General features: G+C 72.1%; 19 protein-coding genes and 2 tRNA genes. 14 read left to right on the top strand and 7 right to left on the bottom strand.

Annotated features, from left to right (window positions below):
• Window positions 1–17 precede the first annotated feature (17 nt).
• From ACZ6YG_RS30790 to ACZ6YG_RS30830, 9 genes are all read left to right on the top strand, one after another.
• Window positions 18–248 (top strand): transposase, encoded by a 231-nt coding sequence (locus ACZ6YG_RS30790; RefSeq protein ID WP_148036545.1) that lies wholly within the window; start codon window positions 18–20, stop codon window positions 246–248.
• 39 nt (window positions 249–287) lie between these two features.
• Window positions 288–363 (top strand) — tRNA-Thr (locus ACZ6YG_RS30795).
• Window positions 364–515: 152 nt separating this feature from the next.
• Window positions 516–589: transfer RNA gene (locus ACZ6YG_RS30800), tRNA-Met, on the top strand.
• A gap of 71 nt (window positions 590–660) precedes the next feature.
• Window positions 661–825 carry a 50S ribosomal protein L33 gene (gene rpmG / locus ACZ6YG_RS30805; RefSeq protein ID WP_019632658.1) on the top strand — a complete coding sequence of 55 codons (165 nt, stop codon included), beginning with the start codon at window positions 661–663 and terminating at the stop codon, window positions 823–825.
• A gap of 179 nt (window positions 826–1004) precedes the next feature.
• On the top strand, window positions 1005–1454 hold the full coding sequence (locus ACZ6YG_RS30810) for a MaoC family dehydratase N-terminal domain-containing protein (RefSeq protein ID WP_148036546.1): 450 nt from the start codon (window positions 1005–1007) through the stop codon (window positions 1452–1454).
• Window position 1455: 1 nt separating this feature from the next.
• Window positions 1456–1884, top strand: a complete 429-nt coding sequence (locus ACZ6YG_RS30815) for a MaoC family dehydratase (protein ID WP_148036547.1) — start codon at window positions 1456–1458, stop codon at window positions 1882–1884.
• Window positions 1885–1938: 54 nt separating this feature from the next.
• The gene (locus tag ACZ6YG_RS30820) at window positions 1939–2982 is read left to right on the top strand and encodes a hypothetical protein (RefSeq protein ID WP_466019945.1); all 1044 of its coding nucleotides are present in this window, start codon (window positions 1939–1941) and stop codon (window positions 2980–2982) included.
• A gap of 11 nt (window positions 2983–2993) precedes the next feature.
• Window positions 2994–4025, top strand: coding sequence for a UDP-N-acetylmuramate dehydrogenase (locus ACZ6YG_RS30825; RefSeq protein WP_148036549.1), 1032 nt, complete (start codon window positions 2994–2996; stop codon window positions 4023–4025).
• Between the two features lie 239 nt (window positions 4026–4264).
• Complete coding sequence (locus tag ACZ6YG_RS30830; RefSeq protein ID WP_466019946.1) at window positions 4265–4831, top strand: TMEM165/GDT1 family protein; 567 nt, start codon at window positions 4265–4267, stop codon at window positions 4829–4831.
• Here the strand turns inward: ACZ6YG_RS30830 and ACZ6YG_RS30835 are convergent.
• The 4 genes from ACZ6YG_RS30835 to ACZ6YG_RS30850 all read right to left on the bottom strand — a co-directional run bounded on the left by ACZ6YG_RS30835 (window position 4828) and on the right by ACZ6YG_RS30850 (window position 9455).
• Complete coding sequence (locus ACZ6YG_RS30835; RefSeq protein ID WP_466019947.1) at window positions 4828–5406, bottom strand: hypothetical protein; 579 nt, start codon at window positions 5404–5406, stop codon at window positions 4828–4830. The two genes, ACZ6YG_RS30830 and ACZ6YG_RS30835, sit on opposite strands and share 4 nt — an antisense overlap.
• Complete coding sequence (locus tag ACZ6YG_RS30840; RefSeq protein ID WP_466019948.1) at window positions 5403–6266, bottom strand: hypothetical protein; 864 nt, start codon at window positions 6264–6266, stop codon at window positions 5403–5405. The genes ACZ6YG_RS30835 and ACZ6YG_RS30840 overlap by 4 nt, the downstream gene beginning before the upstream one ends.
• A gap of 85 nt (window positions 6267–6351) precedes the next feature.
• Entirely contained in the window at window positions 6352–9192 is a 2841-nt protein-coding gene (locus ACZ6YG_RS30845) for a helix-turn-helix transcriptional regulator (RefSeq protein WP_466019949.1), read from the bottom strand.
• A gap of 116 nt (window positions 9193–9308) precedes the next feature.
• Window positions 9309–9455, bottom strand: a complete 147-nt coding sequence (locus ACZ6YG_RS30850; protein WP_219546921.1) for a hypothetical protein — start codon at window positions 9453–9455, stop codon at window positions 9309–9311.
• A gap of 174 nt (window positions 9456–9629) precedes the next feature.
• On the opposite strand from ACZ6YG_RS30850, the gene deoC reads away from it, so the two are divergent.
• The 5 genes from deoC to ACZ6YG_RS30875 are packed head-to-tail and all read left to right on the top strand — an operon-like array spanning window position 9630 to window position 14398.
• On the top strand, window positions 9630–10559 hold the full coding sequence (gene deoC, locus ACZ6YG_RS30855) for a deoxyribose-phosphate aldolase (protein WP_148036554.1): 930 nt from the start codon (window positions 9630–9632) through the stop codon (window positions 10557–10559).
• Window positions 10559–11995, top strand: coding sequence for an aldehyde dehydrogenase family protein (locus tag ACZ6YG_RS30860; RefSeq protein WP_246640500.1), 1437 nt, complete (start codon window positions 10559–10561; stop codon window positions 11993–11995). The genes deoC and ACZ6YG_RS30860 overlap by 1 nt, the downstream gene beginning before the upstream one ends.
• On the top strand, window positions 11985–12182 hold the full coding sequence (locus tag ACZ6YG_RS30865; protein ID WP_148036555.1) for a hypothetical protein: 198 nt from the start codon (window positions 11985–11987) through the stop codon (window positions 12180–12182). The genes ACZ6YG_RS30860 and ACZ6YG_RS30865 overlap by 11 nt, the downstream gene beginning before the upstream one ends.
• On the top strand, window positions 12175–13020 hold the full coding sequence (locus ACZ6YG_RS30870; RefSeq protein ID WP_148036556.1) for an aldehyde dehydrogenase family protein: 846 nt from the start codon (window positions 12175–12177) through the stop codon (window positions 13018–13020). Before ACZ6YG_RS30865 ends, ACZ6YG_RS30870 begins: the two co-directional genes overlap by 8 nt.
• 19 nt (window positions 13021–13039) lie before the next feature.
• Complete coding sequence (locus ACZ6YG_RS30875; protein WP_466019950.1) at window positions 13040–14398, top strand: FG-GAP repeat domain-containing protein; 1359 nt, start codon at window positions 13040–13042, stop codon at window positions 14396–14398.
• Here ACZ6YG_RS30875 and ACZ6YG_RS30880 read toward each other — a convergent pair.
• Genes ACZ6YG_RS30880 through ACZ6YG_RS30890 form a run of 3 tightly spaced genes read right to left on the bottom strand, consistent with a single transcriptional unit; the run spans window position 14351 to window position 16830 of the window.
• A complete protein-coding gene (locus tag ACZ6YG_RS30880) occupies window positions 14351–15793 on the bottom strand; it encodes an amidase (RefSeq protein ID WP_466019951.1) in 1443 nt (480 codons plus the stop codon). The two genes, ACZ6YG_RS30875 and ACZ6YG_RS30880, sit on opposite strands and share 48 nt — an antisense overlap.
• 19 nt (window positions 15794–15812) lie before the next feature.
• On the bottom strand, window positions 15813–15992 hold the full coding sequence (locus ACZ6YG_RS30885) for a type II toxin-antitoxin system antitoxin (protein ID WP_148036559.1): 180 nt from the start codon (window positions 15990–15992) through the stop codon (window positions 15813–15815).
• Window positions 15985–16830, bottom strand: a complete 846-nt coding sequence (locus ACZ6YG_RS30890; RefSeq protein WP_148036560.1) for an SPFH domain-containing protein — start codon at window positions 16828–16830, stop codon at window positions 15985–15987. The genes ACZ6YG_RS30885 and ACZ6YG_RS30890 overlap by 8 nt, the downstream gene beginning before the upstream one ends.
• Between the last annotated feature and the right edge of the window lie 14 nt (window positions 16831–16844).

Here is a 16844-nt window from a genome sequence, read left to right on the forward strand (position 1 = left end):
GGCTAATGTGTGCCGCTATGGACAGGCGATGGGTCGGGAGCGACGGGTACGAGATCGTGCTCGGCATGCGGGCCGGGCGTCAGGTGCTGAGGGTGCGCCGCAACGGCCGGCTCGTCGCCGAGTGCGCGTCGGTCTCCGAGGTCGCGCGCCACGTCGATCTGGCCGATCTCTGCGAGGTCATCGCGCTGCCCGAGCGACCCCGGAAAACCGGGCGGGAGACGGCCCGAACGAGTTCGCATCATCGTTGAGTGCCGTGTATGGTTACACCTGTCCGCAGCGCCGGACAGGCCCCTATAGCTCAGTCGGCAGAGCGTCTCCATGGTAAGGAGAAGGTCAACGGTTCGATTCCGTTTGGGGGCTCCACCCGCGACAGACCCCACCACGGTGGGGTTTTTGCTTTGTGTCGCCGGGGGTGCTTTTGGCATACTTGCATCACCCCGCCTGACCAGGCGAGTGACGTAGACGCTCGCGGGGTCGGGTATCCTCTACGGGGCCGGGTCGTTTCCGGCTTCAAAGGCGGAGTAGCTCAGTCAGGCAGAGCAAACGGCTCATAATCGTTGTGTCGCCGGTTCAAGTCCGGCCTCCGCTACTGCCCTCACCCAGGTCACCCGGCCTGGGTCCGGGCATGTCCATGTCCCGAACGTAGAAAGGCACTCCCAAGTGGCTGCCACCGACGTTAGGCCGAAGATCACGCTGGCCTGCCAGGAGTGCAAGCACCGCAACTACATCACGCGGAAGAACCGGCGCAACGACCCGGATCGGCTTGAGCTGAAGAAGTACTGCCCCAACTGCCGCTGCCACCGCGCGCACCGCGAGACCCGCTAGTTCTCGTCAGGGGCGGTCACTCCCGGCCTCCATAGAGCGCACAACCGGCGTCCCCTCCGGGCGCCGGTTTGTCATGTCCGGGGGGCGGCAAAAAGCAGGCCATCGGCAGCGACAGCCGAACCTTGTTCTGTTACCTTCTGCTCAACAGCGCGTCCGGTGAGACATGCGAGGGAGCATCGATGGCCTTGAACCGTGACTTCGTGGGGCGCAGTTACCCATCCAGCACCCCATACGAAGTCAGCCGGGTGAAGATCCGAGAGTTCGCGGCGGCGATCGGCGACGACAACCCGATCTACCACGACAGGGAGGCCGCCAGGGCCGCCGGCCACCCCGACGTGGTGGCCCCGCCCACCTTCCCGATCGTCTTCAGCCTGCGGGGCGGCGGCGAGGCGCTCGCCGACCCCGACCTGGGGCTCAACTTCGCCATGGTCGTCCACGGTGAGCAGCGTTTCGAGTATCTCCGCCCGGTCTACGCGGGCGACGAGCTGGTCACCACCGCCACCATCACCGACATCCGCACCGCCGGGCGCAACGAGCTGCTGACGGTCAGGAGCGACGTCACGACGGTCTCCGGCGAGCCGGTCTGCACCACGTACAACACGATCGTCGAGCGCGGAGGGGCGGCCTGACATGACGGCGACGGTGAAGTACGACGAGGTCGAGGTGGGCCAGGAGATCCCGCCGGTCGACTACCGCGTGCGCCGGGTCAACCTGGTCATGTACGCGGGAGCGTCCGGCGACTTCAACCAGATCCACTGGAACGAGCGGTTCGCCAAGATGGTGGGCCTGCCCGACGTCATCGCGCACGGCATGTACACGATGGCGCAGGCGGGCCGGTTCGTCACCGACTGGGCCGGCGACCCGGGCGCGGTCGTCGACTTCGGGGTGCGGTTCTCGTCGATGGTGGTCGTGCCCGACGACGACGAGGGCGCGACGATCACGGTGAGCGGCGTCGTGGAGGAGAAGCTCGACGACGGCAAGGTCGTGGTGGCGCTGACCGCCCGATCGGGGGACGCCCGGGTGCTGTCCAAGGCGAGGGCCGTGGTGCGGCTCGCCTAGGCGGCCGATTCTCGGGTACGCGTGACGGTCATGAGTGAGAAAGCATGGCCAACTGTGGAGTCGATCCCCGTCTCGGCCGTCACGGACGACCGGCCGCCCGCCCACCTGAGACCCGCCAGGACCGACGAGATCGCCGGCGCGAGCGGCACCGGCCGCGACACCGCCGGCGGCGCCGCCGTGCCCACGCCCGCACGCGCCACGGGCGTGGGCACGGCCGGCACCAAGGGCCGCCGCCGCGAAGGCGCCCGCGGCAACCCCGCGGCCGAGTTCGGCTTCTCCGGCGATCCAGGCCAGCACGGCGACCCGGGCGACGACATGCTGCACGCGCAGCGGGTGTGGGACGGCACGCTGGCCACCAACCGGATGGACGACCTGGGCGTCAACGCCGAGCGCCAGCGGGTGGAGACCAAGGACGTGACGGCCTCGGTCGGCCTCCTGGTGGACGGCTGGCCGGGTGACGTGCGCGCCTGCGTGGAGTCGGTGCTGGCGCACACCGGGTGCATGGTGCTGGCGCTCGACCTGGGCAACGTGGAAGGCGCCGGCGACGTGCTGGACGTGCTGGCCGGGCGCGAGCCTGACCGGGTGCGGGTGTGGCACGTCGCCGAGACGCCGCACTGGCTCGGCGGCACCGCGACCTGGGGCGCGGCCAGGGCCAAGCTGCTCCAGCTGGACACCGCCGAGGTGCACGTGTTCATGGACACCTCGGTGGTCCTGGTGGGCGACGCCCTCACGCCGCTGATCGCCGCCGTGCAGGAAGGCGCGGTGGCCGCCGGGTGGAAGGGCCGCAAGCCGCCGGGCGCCGAGAGGCCGGACAGCGGAGCCGAGTGGCTGGAGGCCGGGCCGGGCAAGGTGCCCGCGCTGACCGGTGACCTGATGGCGGTGCGCCGCTCGGCCGCCGTCGCGGCCCTGCCCGAGCAGGCCCGCTACGGAGCCGACGCCGACCTGGAGCTGTCTCTGCGCCTGCGCGGCGAGCTGGTGGTGCCCCGCACGCGCCTTCCCGTACGGCAGGAGCGCGTGCACGCCGTGGCCGACGACTACCGGCTGGAGGAGTCACACCGTAACCACGGCCGGGTGCTCAGGATGCTGGAACCCTCCTAAGCTAGACCCCTATGGAGATGCTCGCGCCGTACACCACGCTGGGGTTGGGCGGTCCCGCCCTCGACTTCGTCCAAGCCGACACGGCCGAGCGACTGGTCTCCCTGGTGGCCGAGGCCGACCGCGCCGCGCGGCCGACGCTGGTCCTCGGCGGCGGCAGCAACCTCGTGGTGTCCGACGCGGGCTTCGACGGGCTCGTCGTCCGGGTGGAGACCAAGGGCGTGCGGGTGTCCCGCGACGGCGAGCAGGTGCTCGTGACGGTCGAGGCGGGCGAAGACTGGGACCCGCTGGTGGCCCGCACGGTCGCGGAGGGCTGGTCCGGCGTCGAGTGCATGGCCGGCATCCCCGGCCTGGTGGGCTCCACCCCGATCCAGAACGTCGGCGCCTACGGCCAGGAGATCGCGCAGACCGTCCGGTGTGTGCGCGCCTACGACCGCCGCACCCAGCAGGTCGAGGATCTGGAGGCCCGCCAGTGCGGGTTCGCCTACCGCACCAGCATGTTCAAGCGTGACCTGTCGCGCTACGTCGTGCTGTCGGTGACGTACGCGCTGGAGCTCACCGACATGTCCGGGCCGGTCGCCTACCAGGAGCTGGCCACCCGGCTGGGCGTCGAGCCCGGCGCCCGCGTGCCGCTGGCCCGCGCCCGCGAGGCGGTGCTGGAGCTGCGCCGCGGCAAGGGCATGGTGCTCGACCCCGGCGACCCCGACACCCGCAGCGCCGGTTCGTTCTTCACCAACCCGGTCCTGACCGCGGAGCAGGCGGCGGAGCTGGCCGCCCGCGCGCCCGGCCACCCGAGCTGGGAGCTGCCCGGCGGCCTGGTCAAGGTGCCGGCGGCGTGGCTGATCGAGCAGGCGGGCTTCCCCAAGGGCTACGCCCGCGGCCCGGTGCGCATCTCCACCAAGCACACGCTCGCGCTGACCAACCCGGACGGCGCCGGCACCACCGGCGACCTGCTGGCCCTGGCCAGGGAGGTGCGCGACGGGGTGCGCGAGAAGTTCGGCGTCACGCTGGTCAACGAGCCGGTGCTGGTCGGCTGCGAGATTTGACCTGGGGAATGCCCGCGCGCGGGCCGCTGTTAAGGTAAGTCGAAACACCGAAGGGGAGTAGTCCCAATCGCGTAGATCGACATACTGGCGCGCGCGTGCGCGCGCCCGGTCGCGCGGGCCTCACGGGCGGACGAGACCTTCGGCCTGGCAGTCGTGTACGAATCGCTGCCGGGCCGAAGCCGTGCCCGAAATTCTCCCCGGGTGCGATGCCCACGGTCCGGCCGCACGAGAGAGGGACCGTGGAAGCTTTCTGGATCAGCCTGGGCGCGATCTTCCTCGCCGAGCTCGGCGACAAGAGCCAGCTCATGGCCATGACGTTCGCCACCCGCTACAAGGCCTGGGTGGTGCTGACCGGCATCACGGTCGCCACCACCGTCGTCCACCTGGGCAGCGTGGCCATCGGCGGGCTCATCGGCGACGCGCTGCCCACCACCGCCATCTCGATCGTGGCGGGCCTGGCCTTCATCGGCTTCGCCGCCTGGACGCTGCGCGGCGACGAGCTGACCGAGGAGGAGTCGCGCAAGGCCCAGCGGGCCACCCGCAGCGCGCTGATCGCGGTGACGGTGGCGTTCTTCCTCAGCGAGCTGGGCGACAAGACGATGCTCGCCACGATCACGCTGGCCACCCAGTACGGCTGGCTCGGCACCTGGATCGGCTCCACCGTCGGCATGGTGGCCGCCGACGCGCTGGCCATCGTGGTGGGCCGCATGCTGGGCAGGAACCTGCCGGAGAAGGCCGTCCGCTACGGCGCCGCCGCCGCATTCGCGATCTTCGGTGTCGTGATGCTGGTCGACGCCTTCCTCTAGCGTGACCTCATCGCGCCGAGCGTCCGTCGGCCGGCCCTGATGTCGGAGATCAGCACGTACGCGACGAGCAGCAGGCCGAGGCAGAGCGCCTCGGCCGCCCACCAGGGGATCTCGGCGAGCAGCAGGTAGCCGTCGCTGTCGCTGCGCGTGCGCAGCGCCCAGGTGACCACGGCCACCACCGCGGTGACCAGCAGCCAGGTGCGCAGGCGCGGCAGGTCGCCCCGCCGCCACAGCCGGATCCGCCACTCCAGGAAGACCACGAGCACGCCGAGCAGGGCGCAGAACCCGATCAGCCACCATGGCAGGGCGAACGTGGCCCGCTCGGCGATCGCCGCCCGCGTGGCGCGCAGCTCGGCCTCGGCCCGGCGCTGCGCGGCCACGGCGGCGTCGCGCTGCTCCTTCAACTCGGCGACCACCTGCTGGCGGGGCTGCGGGGTGGTGTCCGACGGAAGCATTCTGGCCACCACGGTCAGCATGATCGCGATGAACGCCAGCACCAGCACGATGGCCATGAACAGGTCGATGAACCGCAGGTCGAGCGGCGGCGCGAAGGACCGGGCGGGCCGCCTCCTCACTGCTCCCTCACCAGCGTGTAGCGCTGCGGGCGGGCGCCGGACTCGGCCAGCGTCTCCACGGCGGTGCGCAGCGCGTCCAGGCCCTTGATCAGCTCTTCCGTCCTGCCCCTGGACTGGGCCAGCTCCTGGGCCAGCCCGTTCAGCGCGGGGGCGGTCCGCTTGGCGGGCAGGCGAGCCAGGTGGAGCAGGAACAACTCGTCGGCGGCGGCCACGTTCGCCCGCTCGGCCCGCTCGGCGAGCGCCATCGCGCCGAACGCGAGCACGCTCAGGAACAGCGCGATCAGGGTGACGCCGAACGCGGACGCCAGCTCGGGCAGCACGTGCTGCTTGAGCGCGGCCATCAGGGCGGCGGCGTCGCCCTGGCGGTCGAGCGCGTCGCCGAACGCGGTGACCATGGCGGCCATGGTCAGCGCGGTGCCGATGAACCCGAACACCGGCAGCGCCCAGATCAGCGCGTGGTCGAGGTGGTGCTTGTTGGCCATCTCGCTCTCGTCGAGCGCGGAGCGGGCGCCGAGCACCGCCTCGGCGTCGTTCCCCGCCTCGGCGGCCTCCCTGAACAGCTTGAGCCGCCGCGCCACGAGGGTGTCGTCGCCCGGATGGACCGCCTGCACGGAGGTGACCGCGCGGGCGGTCGCGGCGCTCTCCCGGCGGATGTCCGGCACGACCCTGGCGATGCGGAGCACGGTGGTCAGGAACACCGCGATGATGAGCGTGACCACCAGCTCCGCCGCCGCCGGGACCGTGGTGGCGCCCACCGACTCCAGCAGCGCGCCGACGAGTCCCGCGACGTGACACAGCATCGCGACCATCGTGCCCATCACGGGCGCGAACGCCGGGTGACACCAGCCGAACCTTGACAAGCCTCGCTCCACTTCACCTCGTGATCAAGTCAGATGACTACCCAACCACATACGAAGCTGACTAACGGTAACGAGGTGGCTACAACTACCGTGAAAGCAGAGAAAGTCGGTGCGCGGCGGCGGCCGCCTCACCCCGGGTGGTGACGCAGAGCTTGGCCAGGATGTTGGAGACGTGCACGCTGACCGTCTTGGCGGAGATGAACAGCTCCTTGGCGATGTCCCTGTTCGTCCGGCCCAGCGCGACCAGGCGGAGCACCTCCAGCTCGCGCGGGGTGAGCAGCTCCGACGGCTCCTGCGGGCGCTGGGCGCCGCCGACGCGGCGCGAGAGCGCCTCGATCTCGGCCACGAGCGGGGCCGCGCCCAACGCGGTGGCCCGGGGGAGCGCCGTCGCCAGCCGGGCCGCGGCGCCGTCCCTGTCGCCGGCCCGCGCCGCCACGGTGGCCGCCCGCACCAGGGCCCTGGCCTGGTTGTGCGGCCGGTTGAGCCGTTCCCACGCGGCGGCCGCGGCGTCGAAGTCGCCCGAGTACGTCAGCCGGTAGGCCTCGGCGACCGGGCTCGTCACCGACAGGTGCGCGGCCACGTCGGCGGCCTGCTCACGCACCGCGCGGACCCGTTCGGGCTCGACGTCCTCGGCCGCGTCGCAGACGGTGCGCAGCAGGGCGAGCAGCCGCCAGCCGAGCATGGCCTTGCTGGACTGCGCGGGCCTGGCCAGCATCCGCTCGGCCACCGCCAGCGCGTAGCCGGGCTCGCCTCGCAGCATGTGCCAGCCGATGTGCAGCCGGGCGCTGTTGGTGATGTCCTGGACGAAGTCCTCCGGGCGCTCCTTGAGCACGCCGATCTCCGACAGGATGTTCTCCACCAGCTCCACCTCGCCCCGCGCGAGCGCGATGTCGGCGCGCACCCGCAGGAGGTGGTGACGGGTGCGCAGGGACGGCCCGAAGCTGAGCGCCCGCTCGACCGTCTCGACGGCCTCGTCCCAGCGGCCGATGTTCTCCAGCGCCTCGGCCTTGTTGTTGAGCACGAACAGGCCGCTGGCGCGCAGCCTGCCGAACCTCTTGGCCTCCCGCCAGCCCTCGTCGGAGAGCCTCAGCGCCTCTTCCCAGCGGCCGGTGTCGGGCAGCGAGTCGATCATGTTGCCGATCGCCCGGGTGATGACGCGGCCGGAGTTCTCCTGCCTGCCGAGGTCGAGCGCCCGCTGGTTGGTGGCGATCGTGGCCTCGATGTTCCCCGCGATCGAGTGGCCGAGCGCCAGGTTGAGCAGCAGGTCGGCCTCCAGGCACCGGTCGCCCAGCTCCCGGGCCAGCCGCAGCCCTTCCTCCACGTACATCTCGCCCTCGGCGGCCTCGCCGCGCAGCATGAGGTGCTGGCTCATCCGCACCAGCACCTCGGCCCTGGCCTCGCCCGGCTCCGGCACCAGCTTGAGCGCGTGGCGCAGGTCGTCCACCACGCCCATCTGGCCCTTGGCGATCTTCAGGTTGCTCCAGCGGACGATGAGCCCGGCCACGCGGTGCGGCTCGCGGGCCTCGTCCAGCTCCGACAGCGCTGCCTTGACGAACTTGACGGCCCGGTCCACCTCGCCGCCCGCCTGCGCGGCGGCGGCCGCCTTCTCCAGCACGGCGGTGTGGTCGGCGCCGATCCGCTCCGCCGCGCCGGGCACCCGGTCCCAGAGCATGAGCACGCGTTCGAGCAGCGGCACCGCCTCGGTGTAGGCGAAGGCCTTGAACGACTTCCTGGCGGCGTTCCAGGCGGCCGTCAGCGCGTGCACGTCGTCGCGCGCCCCGTACCAGTGGTGGGCCAGCTCGACGTGGGCGCGGCCAGGCGGGACCAGCCGGTGGTTCTTGGAGATCTCCTCGGCGTAGCGGGCGTGCAGGCGCTGGTGCTCGCCGGGCAGCAGCTCCTCGTGCACGGCCTCGCGGATCAGCGAGTGGCGGAAGACGTAGGCGCGGTTGTCGGAGATCTGCAGCACGTTGCCGGCGATGGCGGGCCGCAGCGCGGCCTCCAGCTCCAGCTCGGACAGGCCGCTCACGGCCGACAGCAGGGCGTGGCCGACGCGCGTGCCGCCGGCGGCGGCGACGCGCAGCACCCGCTGGGTCTCCTCGGGCAGCCGCTCGACCGCGTTGAGTATCAGGTCCTGCATCGACTCGGGGAACGCGAGGTCCTCGCCGCTCTCCAGCATGGCCTCGACGAACAGCGGGATGCCCTCGCTGCGCTCGTAGACCTTCTCCACGTCGGTGTAGTCGGGGGCGCTGCCGAGGATGCCGGCCATCTGCTGGGCGACCTCCTCGCGCGACAGCCGGGGCAGGTCGAGCCTGAGCACGCCGTTGACCCGGCCCAGCTCGGCCAGCACGGGCCGGAGCGGATGCTGGCGATGCAGGTCGTCGGAGCGGTACGTCATGACCAGCAGCACCTGCGGGACCCGCAGGTTGCGGCTGAGGAAGGCGATCAGGTCGCGGCTGGACCGGTCGGCCCAGTGGATGTCCTCGACGATCAGGACGGTGGGGGTGTCGTCGGCGAGCCGTTCCAGCAGCGTGAGGATCTGCTCGAACAGTCTGGCCCGGCCGGTCTCGGTCTCGCCGTCGCCGCTCGGCTCGCCGAACTCGGGGAGCAGCCGCGCCAGGTCGCGTTCGGCGCCGTCGGGAAGCAGGGCGGCGATCCCGCCGGTGCCGTGCTCCCGGACGAGCTGCCTGAGCACGGCGGTGAAGGGCGCGTACGCCAGGCCCTCGGTGGACAGCTCCACGCAGCCGCCGCCCAGCACCCGCGCGCCGTCGCGGGCCACCTGCTCGGCGAAGCACTGGACGAGCCTGGTCTTGCCGACCCCGGCCTCGCCGCCGAGCAGCACCGCCGTGGCGTTGCCCGCTCCGGCCTCGGCGAAGGCGTCGGCCAGGGCGGTCAGCTGCTCCTGCCGCCCGACGAAAACAGGGCTCACCGAGCGTCCAAGCATGTCATCCAGCATGTCACGCCATATCCGATGCAATCGACGCAATTAAGGGGGTTGAGAGGCCCGGCCGCGAGGGAGGGTGCGGCCGGGCTCTCGTGCGATGGTCATGACGAACGGCGCTTGCCGAAGACCGAGCGGCGCTCGGCCTTGTTCCCCTTCGTCGCCTCGCGCACCCGGCGGTGGCGGGCCGCGGCCTCGTGCAGCTCGTTCGCGTGGCTCTTCATCAGCTGGTACTCGATCTCGGGACTCATCACTCGTACTCCTTGAAGGCGCTTCTTCTCGACACCTTCAAGATTCGTCCTAAGGCCCGCCCCCGCACATCGGGTGGATGCCTTATCTCCGGCCGCCCGCGTATACCTAGGGCACGCCTCAACTCCGGTTTGGACGTAGGGACACCGGTCGGCGATGCTGTGAGGGTGTCAATTGTGACGACCTCGCTCGCGGACGTCGCCTCTTCCGGGGCCACCCTGCGAGCATTCCTGCACGGCCTGCCCGGCGTCGACCGGGTCGGCGCTGACCAGCGGGCGGCGATGCTCGGCACCCGTTCCATCAAGACCACGGCCAAGGCCCAGGCCATCGACCTGGCGATCTCCATGGTGGACCTCACCACCCTCGAAGGCGCCGACACCCCGGGCAAGGTGCGCGCGCTCTGCGCCAAGGCTCGACACCCCGGCGAGGGGGCGCCCCGGGTGGCCGCCGTCTGCGTCTACCCCGACCTGGTGCACGTCGCCGCCGGGGCGCTGGCCGGTTCGGGGGTGAAGGTGGCCTCGGTGGCCACCGCGTTCCCCAGCGGCCGCTCCTCGCTGGAGGTGAAGGTGAGCGAGACGAAGCTCGCCGTCGCCGCCGGCGCCGACGAGATCGACATGGTGATCGACCGCGGCGCGTTCCTCGCCGGCGACCACCTGAAGGTGTACGAGGAGATCGCCGCGGTGAAGGCCGCCTGCGGCGACGCCCACCTGAAGGTGATCCTGGAGACGGGCGAGCTGGCGACCTACGACAACGTACGCCGCGCCTCCTGGCTCGCGATGCTGGCCGGGGGCGACTTCATCAAGACGTCCACCGGCAAGGTGTCCCCGGCGGCGACGCTCCCCGTCACGCTGATCATGCTGGAGGCGGTGCGCGACTTCCGCGACGCCACCGGGCGGCAGGTCGGCGTCAAGCCCGCCGGCGGCATCCGCACCACCAAGGACGCGATCAAGAACCTCGTCCTGGTCAACGAGACCGCGGGCGACGACTGGCTGAGCCCCGACTGGTTCCGCCTGGGCGCGTCATCCCTGCTGAACGACCTGCTGATGCAGCGTCAGAAGCTCGCCACCGGCCGCTACGCGGGCCCCGACTACTTCACCCTGGACTGATGGCGATGTCGATGTTCGAGTACGCCCCCGCGCCCGAGTCACGCGACGTCGTCGACATCAAGCCGTCCTACGGCCTGTTCATCGGCGGCGAGTTCACCGACGGCTCCGGACCGTCGTTCAAGACCGTCAACCCCGCCACCGAGGAGACGCTCGCCGAGGTCGCCACCGCGTCCTCCGACGACGTCGACCGCGCCGTCCAGGCCGCGCGCAAGGCGTTCGACGCCTGGAGCGGGCTGCCCGGCAGCGAGCGGGCCAAGTATCTGTTCAGGATCGCCCGCATCATCCAGGAGCGCGCCAGGGAGCTGGCCGTGCTGGAGTCGCTCGACAACGGCAAGCCGATCCGCGAGTCGCGCGACGTCGACGTGCCGCTGGTCGCCGCCCACTTCTTCTACTACGCGGGGTGGGCCGACAAGCTCTCCCACGCCGGGTTCGGGCCCGACCCGCGGCCGCTGGGCGTGGCCGGCCAGGTCATCCCGTGGAACTTCCCGCTGCTCATGCTCGCCTGGAAGATCGCGCCCGCGCTGGCGTGCGGCAACACGGTGGTGCTCAAGCCCGCCGAGACCACGCCGCTGACCGCGCTGCTGATCGCGGAGATCTGCCAGCAGGCCGAGCTGCCGCCGGGCGTGGTCAACATCGTCACCGGCGCGGGCGAGACCGGCGCGGCCGTGGTCGCGCACCCCGACGTGAACAAGGTGGCCTTCACCGGCTCCACCGACGTCGGCCGCCTCATCGCCCGCACGGTCGCCGGCTCCGGCAAGAAGCTCACGCTGGAGCTGGGCGGCAAGGCCGCCAACATCGTGTTCGAGGACGCCGCGCTCGACCAGGCGGTCGAGGGCATCGTCAACGGCATCTTCTTCAACCAGGGCCACGTGTGCTGCGCGGGCTCGCGGCTGCTGGTGCAGGAGTCGATCCAAGAGGAGCTGCTGGCGGCGCTCAAACGCAGGCTGGCCACGCTGCGGCTGGGCGATCCGCTCGACAAGAACACCGACATCGGCGCGATCAACTCGGCCGAGCAGCTCGCCAAGATCCGGCAGCTCTCGGAGGCCGGCGAGTCGGAGGGCGCCGAGCGCTGGTCGCCCGCCTGCGAGCTGCCCGGGCGCGGCTACTGGTTCCCGCCCACCCTGTTCACCGGGGTGGCGCAGTCCCACCGGATCGCCCGGGAGGAGATCTTCGGCCCGGTGCTGTCGATCCTCACCTTCCGCACCCCCGCCGAGGCCGTCGAGAAGGCCAACAACACCCCGTACGGCCTGTCGGCGGGCATCTGGACGGAGAAGGGCTCGCGCATCCTCTGGATGGCCGACAAGCTCAGGGCCGGCGTGGTGTGGGCCAACACGTTCAACCGGTTCGACCCGGCCTCGCCGTTCGGCGGCTACAAGGAGTCGGGGTACGGGCGCGAGGGCGGGCTCCGCGGTCTGGAGGCCTACCTTGACGTGTGACCACCGCCGCGGCCGTCGGCGCCGGACGCGCGCCCAGGCCACCCGCGGCCACGCCTTCGCCCGTTCCGGCCGTCCCGTCCGCACCGGCTGGTACGCCCACCGCTGCGGCGTGAGCCGGTGCGGCCAGGTGTTCGTGCCGGTCGAGACAGCCCAGGAGATCACGTGGAGGGGGCGCGGCGATGAGTAGGCTGGCCGTCAGGAAGACCTACAAGCTGTTCATCGGCGGGGCGTTCCCGCGCTCGGAGAGTGGGAGGTCCTATCCCGTGACCTCGCCGAAGGGTGACTTCCTCGCCAACGCGTCCAGGGCCTCGCGCAAGGACGCGCGCGACGCGGTGTCGGCCGCCCGCAAGGCGTTCCCCGGCTGGTCCGGCGCGACCGCCTACAACCGCGGCCAGATCCTCTACCGGATCGCCGAGATGCTGGAGGGCCGCCGCGCCCAGTTCGCCGACGAGCTCGGCCTGGGCAAGAAGGCCGCGCTGGAGTCGGTGGACGCGGCGATCGACCGGCTGGTCTGGTACGCGGGCTGGTCCGACAAGATCACGTCCGTGCACGGCACCGCCAACCCGGTGGCGGGTCCGTACTTCAACCTGTCCACGCCCGAGCCCACCGGGGTGGTCGCCGTGGTGGCGCCCGCCGACCCGCTGCTCGGGCTGGTCTCGGTGGTGGCCCCGGTGATCGTCACCGGCAACACGTGCGTGGTGGTCGCCGCCGAGCGGACCCCGCTCCCGGCGATCACCCTGGCCGAGGTCCTGGCCACGTCCGACCTGCCGGGCGGGGTGGTCAACATCCTCACCGGTCACCAGGCGGAGCTGGCCCCCTGGCTGGCCGCGCACATGGACGTCAACGCCCTCGACCTGACCGGGGTGACCGACGCCGACCTGGCGCTGCGGTGCGAGCAGGACGCGGCCGAGAACCTCAAGCGGGTGCTCGGCCCGGCCGGCGACGACTGGTCCGGCGACCCCGGCCTGGGACGCATGACCGCGTTCCTGGAGACCAAGACGGTCTGGCACCCGATGGGGGTCTGAGAGGACTAGGGTCGGTGCCGTGCCGAGACGGATGACGATCTGGCTGGCGCTGGGCCTCCTGCTCGCGGGATGCGGCGGCGAACCCCGCCCCGTGTCCCGCACGCCGGTCCCGTCGGCCGCCGTGCCCTCCACTCCTGCGGCCTCCACCTCCGCGGCCTCGACCCCCACCGCGCTCCCGAGCGTCAAGCCCCGGGCCGGCAAGCGGGGCCGGGACGCCGACGACGCCGACGACGACGGCCGCGCCGACCTGGTCGTCGAGGCCCGCACCCGCGACGGCCTGCCGTTCCGCACGGTCGTCCACGGCTCGCCGCGCGGTCTGGACCCGGGAAGGCAGACCGGCGCCACGTCCAAGACGTCCTGCTTCATGCGGCTCGACCAGGCCAACTGGGCGGCCGACTTCGACGGCGACGGCTTCGGCGACATCCTCGGCACCGCGCGGGAGGGCGAGGACCGGAGCCGCCCGTGCGTCCTGTGGGGGCCGCACGGCCTCGCGCCGGGGAAGGAGCCGGTTCGGCTGCGGGCGGAGACGGACGTCGTGGCCGACGCCGCCGTCGCCGGTGACTTCGACGGCGACGGCGCCGCCGACCTGGCGATGCCGAGCACGCCCGAGGGCAGCTTCTTCCACTCCGACCTGGTCGTCCTGTACGGTCCCTTCCGCCGTGACGGGACACCGGCCCGCCAGACCGTCCAGGCGTCGCCGTCCGGCGACGAGTTCCGGCGGCTGACCGTCGACAGGATCGAGGGCCGGCGCGCGACAGGGCTGATCGTGCACGAGCCCGACGACGGCGAGCAGACCGCCTCCTGGCTGCTCCGCGCCGGGCCCGGCGGCCTGGACAAGGCGGGACACAAGCTCAACGACGGGTCGTCCGCCGCGTTCGGCGACTTCGACGGCGACGGCACCAGGGACGTCGCCGTGGGCGACAACGGGAGCCGCAACAACGAGCCCGGCTACGAGACCGAGCCGCCCTCCGTCCACCACGCGCTGACCGTCTACTACGGGAACGGCCGCACCTGGACGTTCACCGGCACCGCGGGCACGATGGCCGCCGGTGACTTCGACGGCGACGCCCGCGACGACCTCGCCTTCGGCGGCGGCCACGAGTACGGCCCGCGACAGCCGGTCCTGGTCTTCCGCGGCGCCCCCGACGGCCTGCGCCCCGGCGGCGCACTCGACGGCGTGAGCCCGGCCGGGCCGCGGACCGCGGGCGACTTCGACGGCGACGGGGACGACGAACTCGTCCTCTCCCACGGTCAGGACAGCGTGAAGATCATCGTGACGGACGGGACGAAGGTCCTGTCCCGCTTCGGCGTGCCGCCCGGTGGCGGCCGCTCAGCTGGAGAAACCCGGCGGCCGGATCGGCGGGTGGGCGGTCTGTAGCTGGGCCGCCAGGCCGAGCAGGTGGGGTTCGCCGCCCGGCGGGGCGATGAGCTGCACGGCGATCGGCAGCCCGCTGGAGTGGGTGGCGACGGGCACCGCCATCGCGGGCCAGCCGCACATGTTCCACGCGCCGGTCGCGGACGCGTACCTGACGTTGACCAGGGCGTTGCGGACGAAGCCGCGCTCGCCCCACCGCTCGGCCTTCGGCGGGATCGCGGCCAGCGCGGGCGTGACGAGCACGTCGGCGTCGCCGAACCACTGGTCGGCGCCGTAGCCGCGCCACCGGTCGCGGCCCCGGTCGCCGTTCGCGCCCAGGCGGTTGAGCACCCGCCCGGCCCTGGCCAGGGCGCGGCTGCGGCGCTCCAGCGCGTGCGGGTCGTGCGGGGCGGCGGACTCGGCGGCCCTGACCAGCCAGGCGGCCATCGTGGCGGTGGCGAGCCAGGCGGGGAACCGGTTCGTCCGCTCGACCACCGTGTGGCCGGCCTGCCGCAGCGTCTCCGCGGCCCCGCGCACCGCCGACCGGAACTCGCCGTCCATCGGCGCCCCCACCGGCAACGGCTGCGGCGCGTACGCCACCCGCAGGTCGAACGGCTCCGGCCCGTTCTTCGGCGGCGGCGGCTCCCACACCGCCTCGTCGTCCGCCCACACCGAGCGGAGCGGCGGCCGGCTCGGCTCGGTGCGGCGGCCGGACCGCCACGCCTCGGCCAGCGACGGGTCCGCGGCCAGCACGGACAGCATCAGCGCCAGGTCGGGGATGTTCGCGGCGATCGGCCCGTTCTCTGACAATCCTCGCCAGTCGTCCGTCGGGGCCGGGACCAGGCCGGTGCCCGGCTTGAGCGCCGGCACGCCGCAGCACGCCGCCGGGATGCGCAGCGAGCCCATGCCGTCGTTGCCGAGCGCGAGCGGCACCATGCCCGCCGCCACGGCCGCGGCGCTGCCGGACGACGACCCGCCCGCCGTGCGCGCGGTGTCCCACGGGTTGCGTACGGTGCCGTACACGCTGTCGCCGAACCCCACCAGCGTCAGCTCGGGCACGTTCGTCAGCCCGATCACCACCGCGCCCGCCGCCCGCAGCCGCGCGACCGTCTCGTGGTCGGCCGTCTTCGGCTCGGCGGACGTGGCCGCCGAGCCGGCCCGCATCGGCTCGCCGGCGACCTCCAGGTTGTCCTTGACCGCGACGGGGACCCCGGCCAGCGGGAGCTCCGACAGGTCGCGCCGGTCCTGGACGTCCTCCGCCTCCTTGAGCGCGCGCTCGCGCACCGCGCGGAACGCGCCCACCCGCGGGTCGCGCTCGGCGATGGCGCGCAGATGATCCTCGGCCACCGCCGCAGCCGCTACCTTGCCCTGACGTACGGCCGCCGCGATCTCCGTGGCGGACCTGCCTGCCCACGACATGCATAGAGTGTGCAGGTTTCTACTCTTCTGCGCGAGGCTCTTTTCGCGGCTTCTGCTCCCTGCCCGCCTGTTTGAGCGCGAGCCGCAACGCGTACTCGATCTGCGCGTTGACGCTGCGGAGGTCGTCGGCCGCCCATTTCGCGATCGCGTCGTAGACGGCCGGGTCGAGGCGCAGCAGGAGCTTCTTCCGCTCAGGCATACAAGCTGCCGGCGTTCACCACCGGCTGGGTCGCCCGGTCGCCGCACAGGACGACCAGGAGGTTGGACACCATCTGCGCCCGCCGCTCCTCGTCGAGGTCGACCACGCCCTCCGAGGAGAGCCGGTCGAGCGCGAGCTGGACCATGCCGACCGCGCCCTCGACGATCCGCGTGCGCGCCGCCACCACCTGGCCGGCCTGCTGGCGGACCAGCATGGCCTGGGCGATCTCGGGGGCGTAGGCGAGGTGGGTGATGCGGGCCTCCAGGATCTCGATCCCCGCCAGGTCGGTGCGGTCGCGCAGCTCGGTGGTCAGCTCGGTGGCCACCTCGGCGCCGTCGCGCAGGCTGGTGCGCGCGGGGTCGTGGGAGTCGTAGGGGTGCGTGGTCGCCAAGTGGCGGACCGCCGCCTCCGACTGGATCGCGACGTACTCCTCGTAGTCGTCGACCGAGAACACGGCCTTGGCGCTGTCGACCACCTTGTAGACCACGACCGCGGCGATCTCGACCGGGCTGCCGTCGGCGTCGTTCACCTTCAGCTTGGCCGTCTCGAAGTTGCGCACCCGCAGGGTGACCTTGCGCTTGGTGGTGAGCGGCAGCACCCACTGGAACCCGGCGTCGGACACCGAGCCGACGTAGCGGCCGAGGAACTGCACGACCTTGGCCTCGTTCGGGTTGACGATCGTGAAGCCGCTGGCGGTCACCAGCACCAGCACGCCCCAGATCGAGCCGAGCACGATCAGCAGCACCGGCGACCCCAGGCCGAACAGCACCGCGCCGCCCAGCACCAGCAGGACGAGCAGCACCACGAATCCGTTGATCCTGAACGCACGTCGTTCCATGGCGTCTCCTTGCT

The sequence above is a fragment of the Nonomuraea sp. NPDC054003 genome (assembly GCF_055585125.1).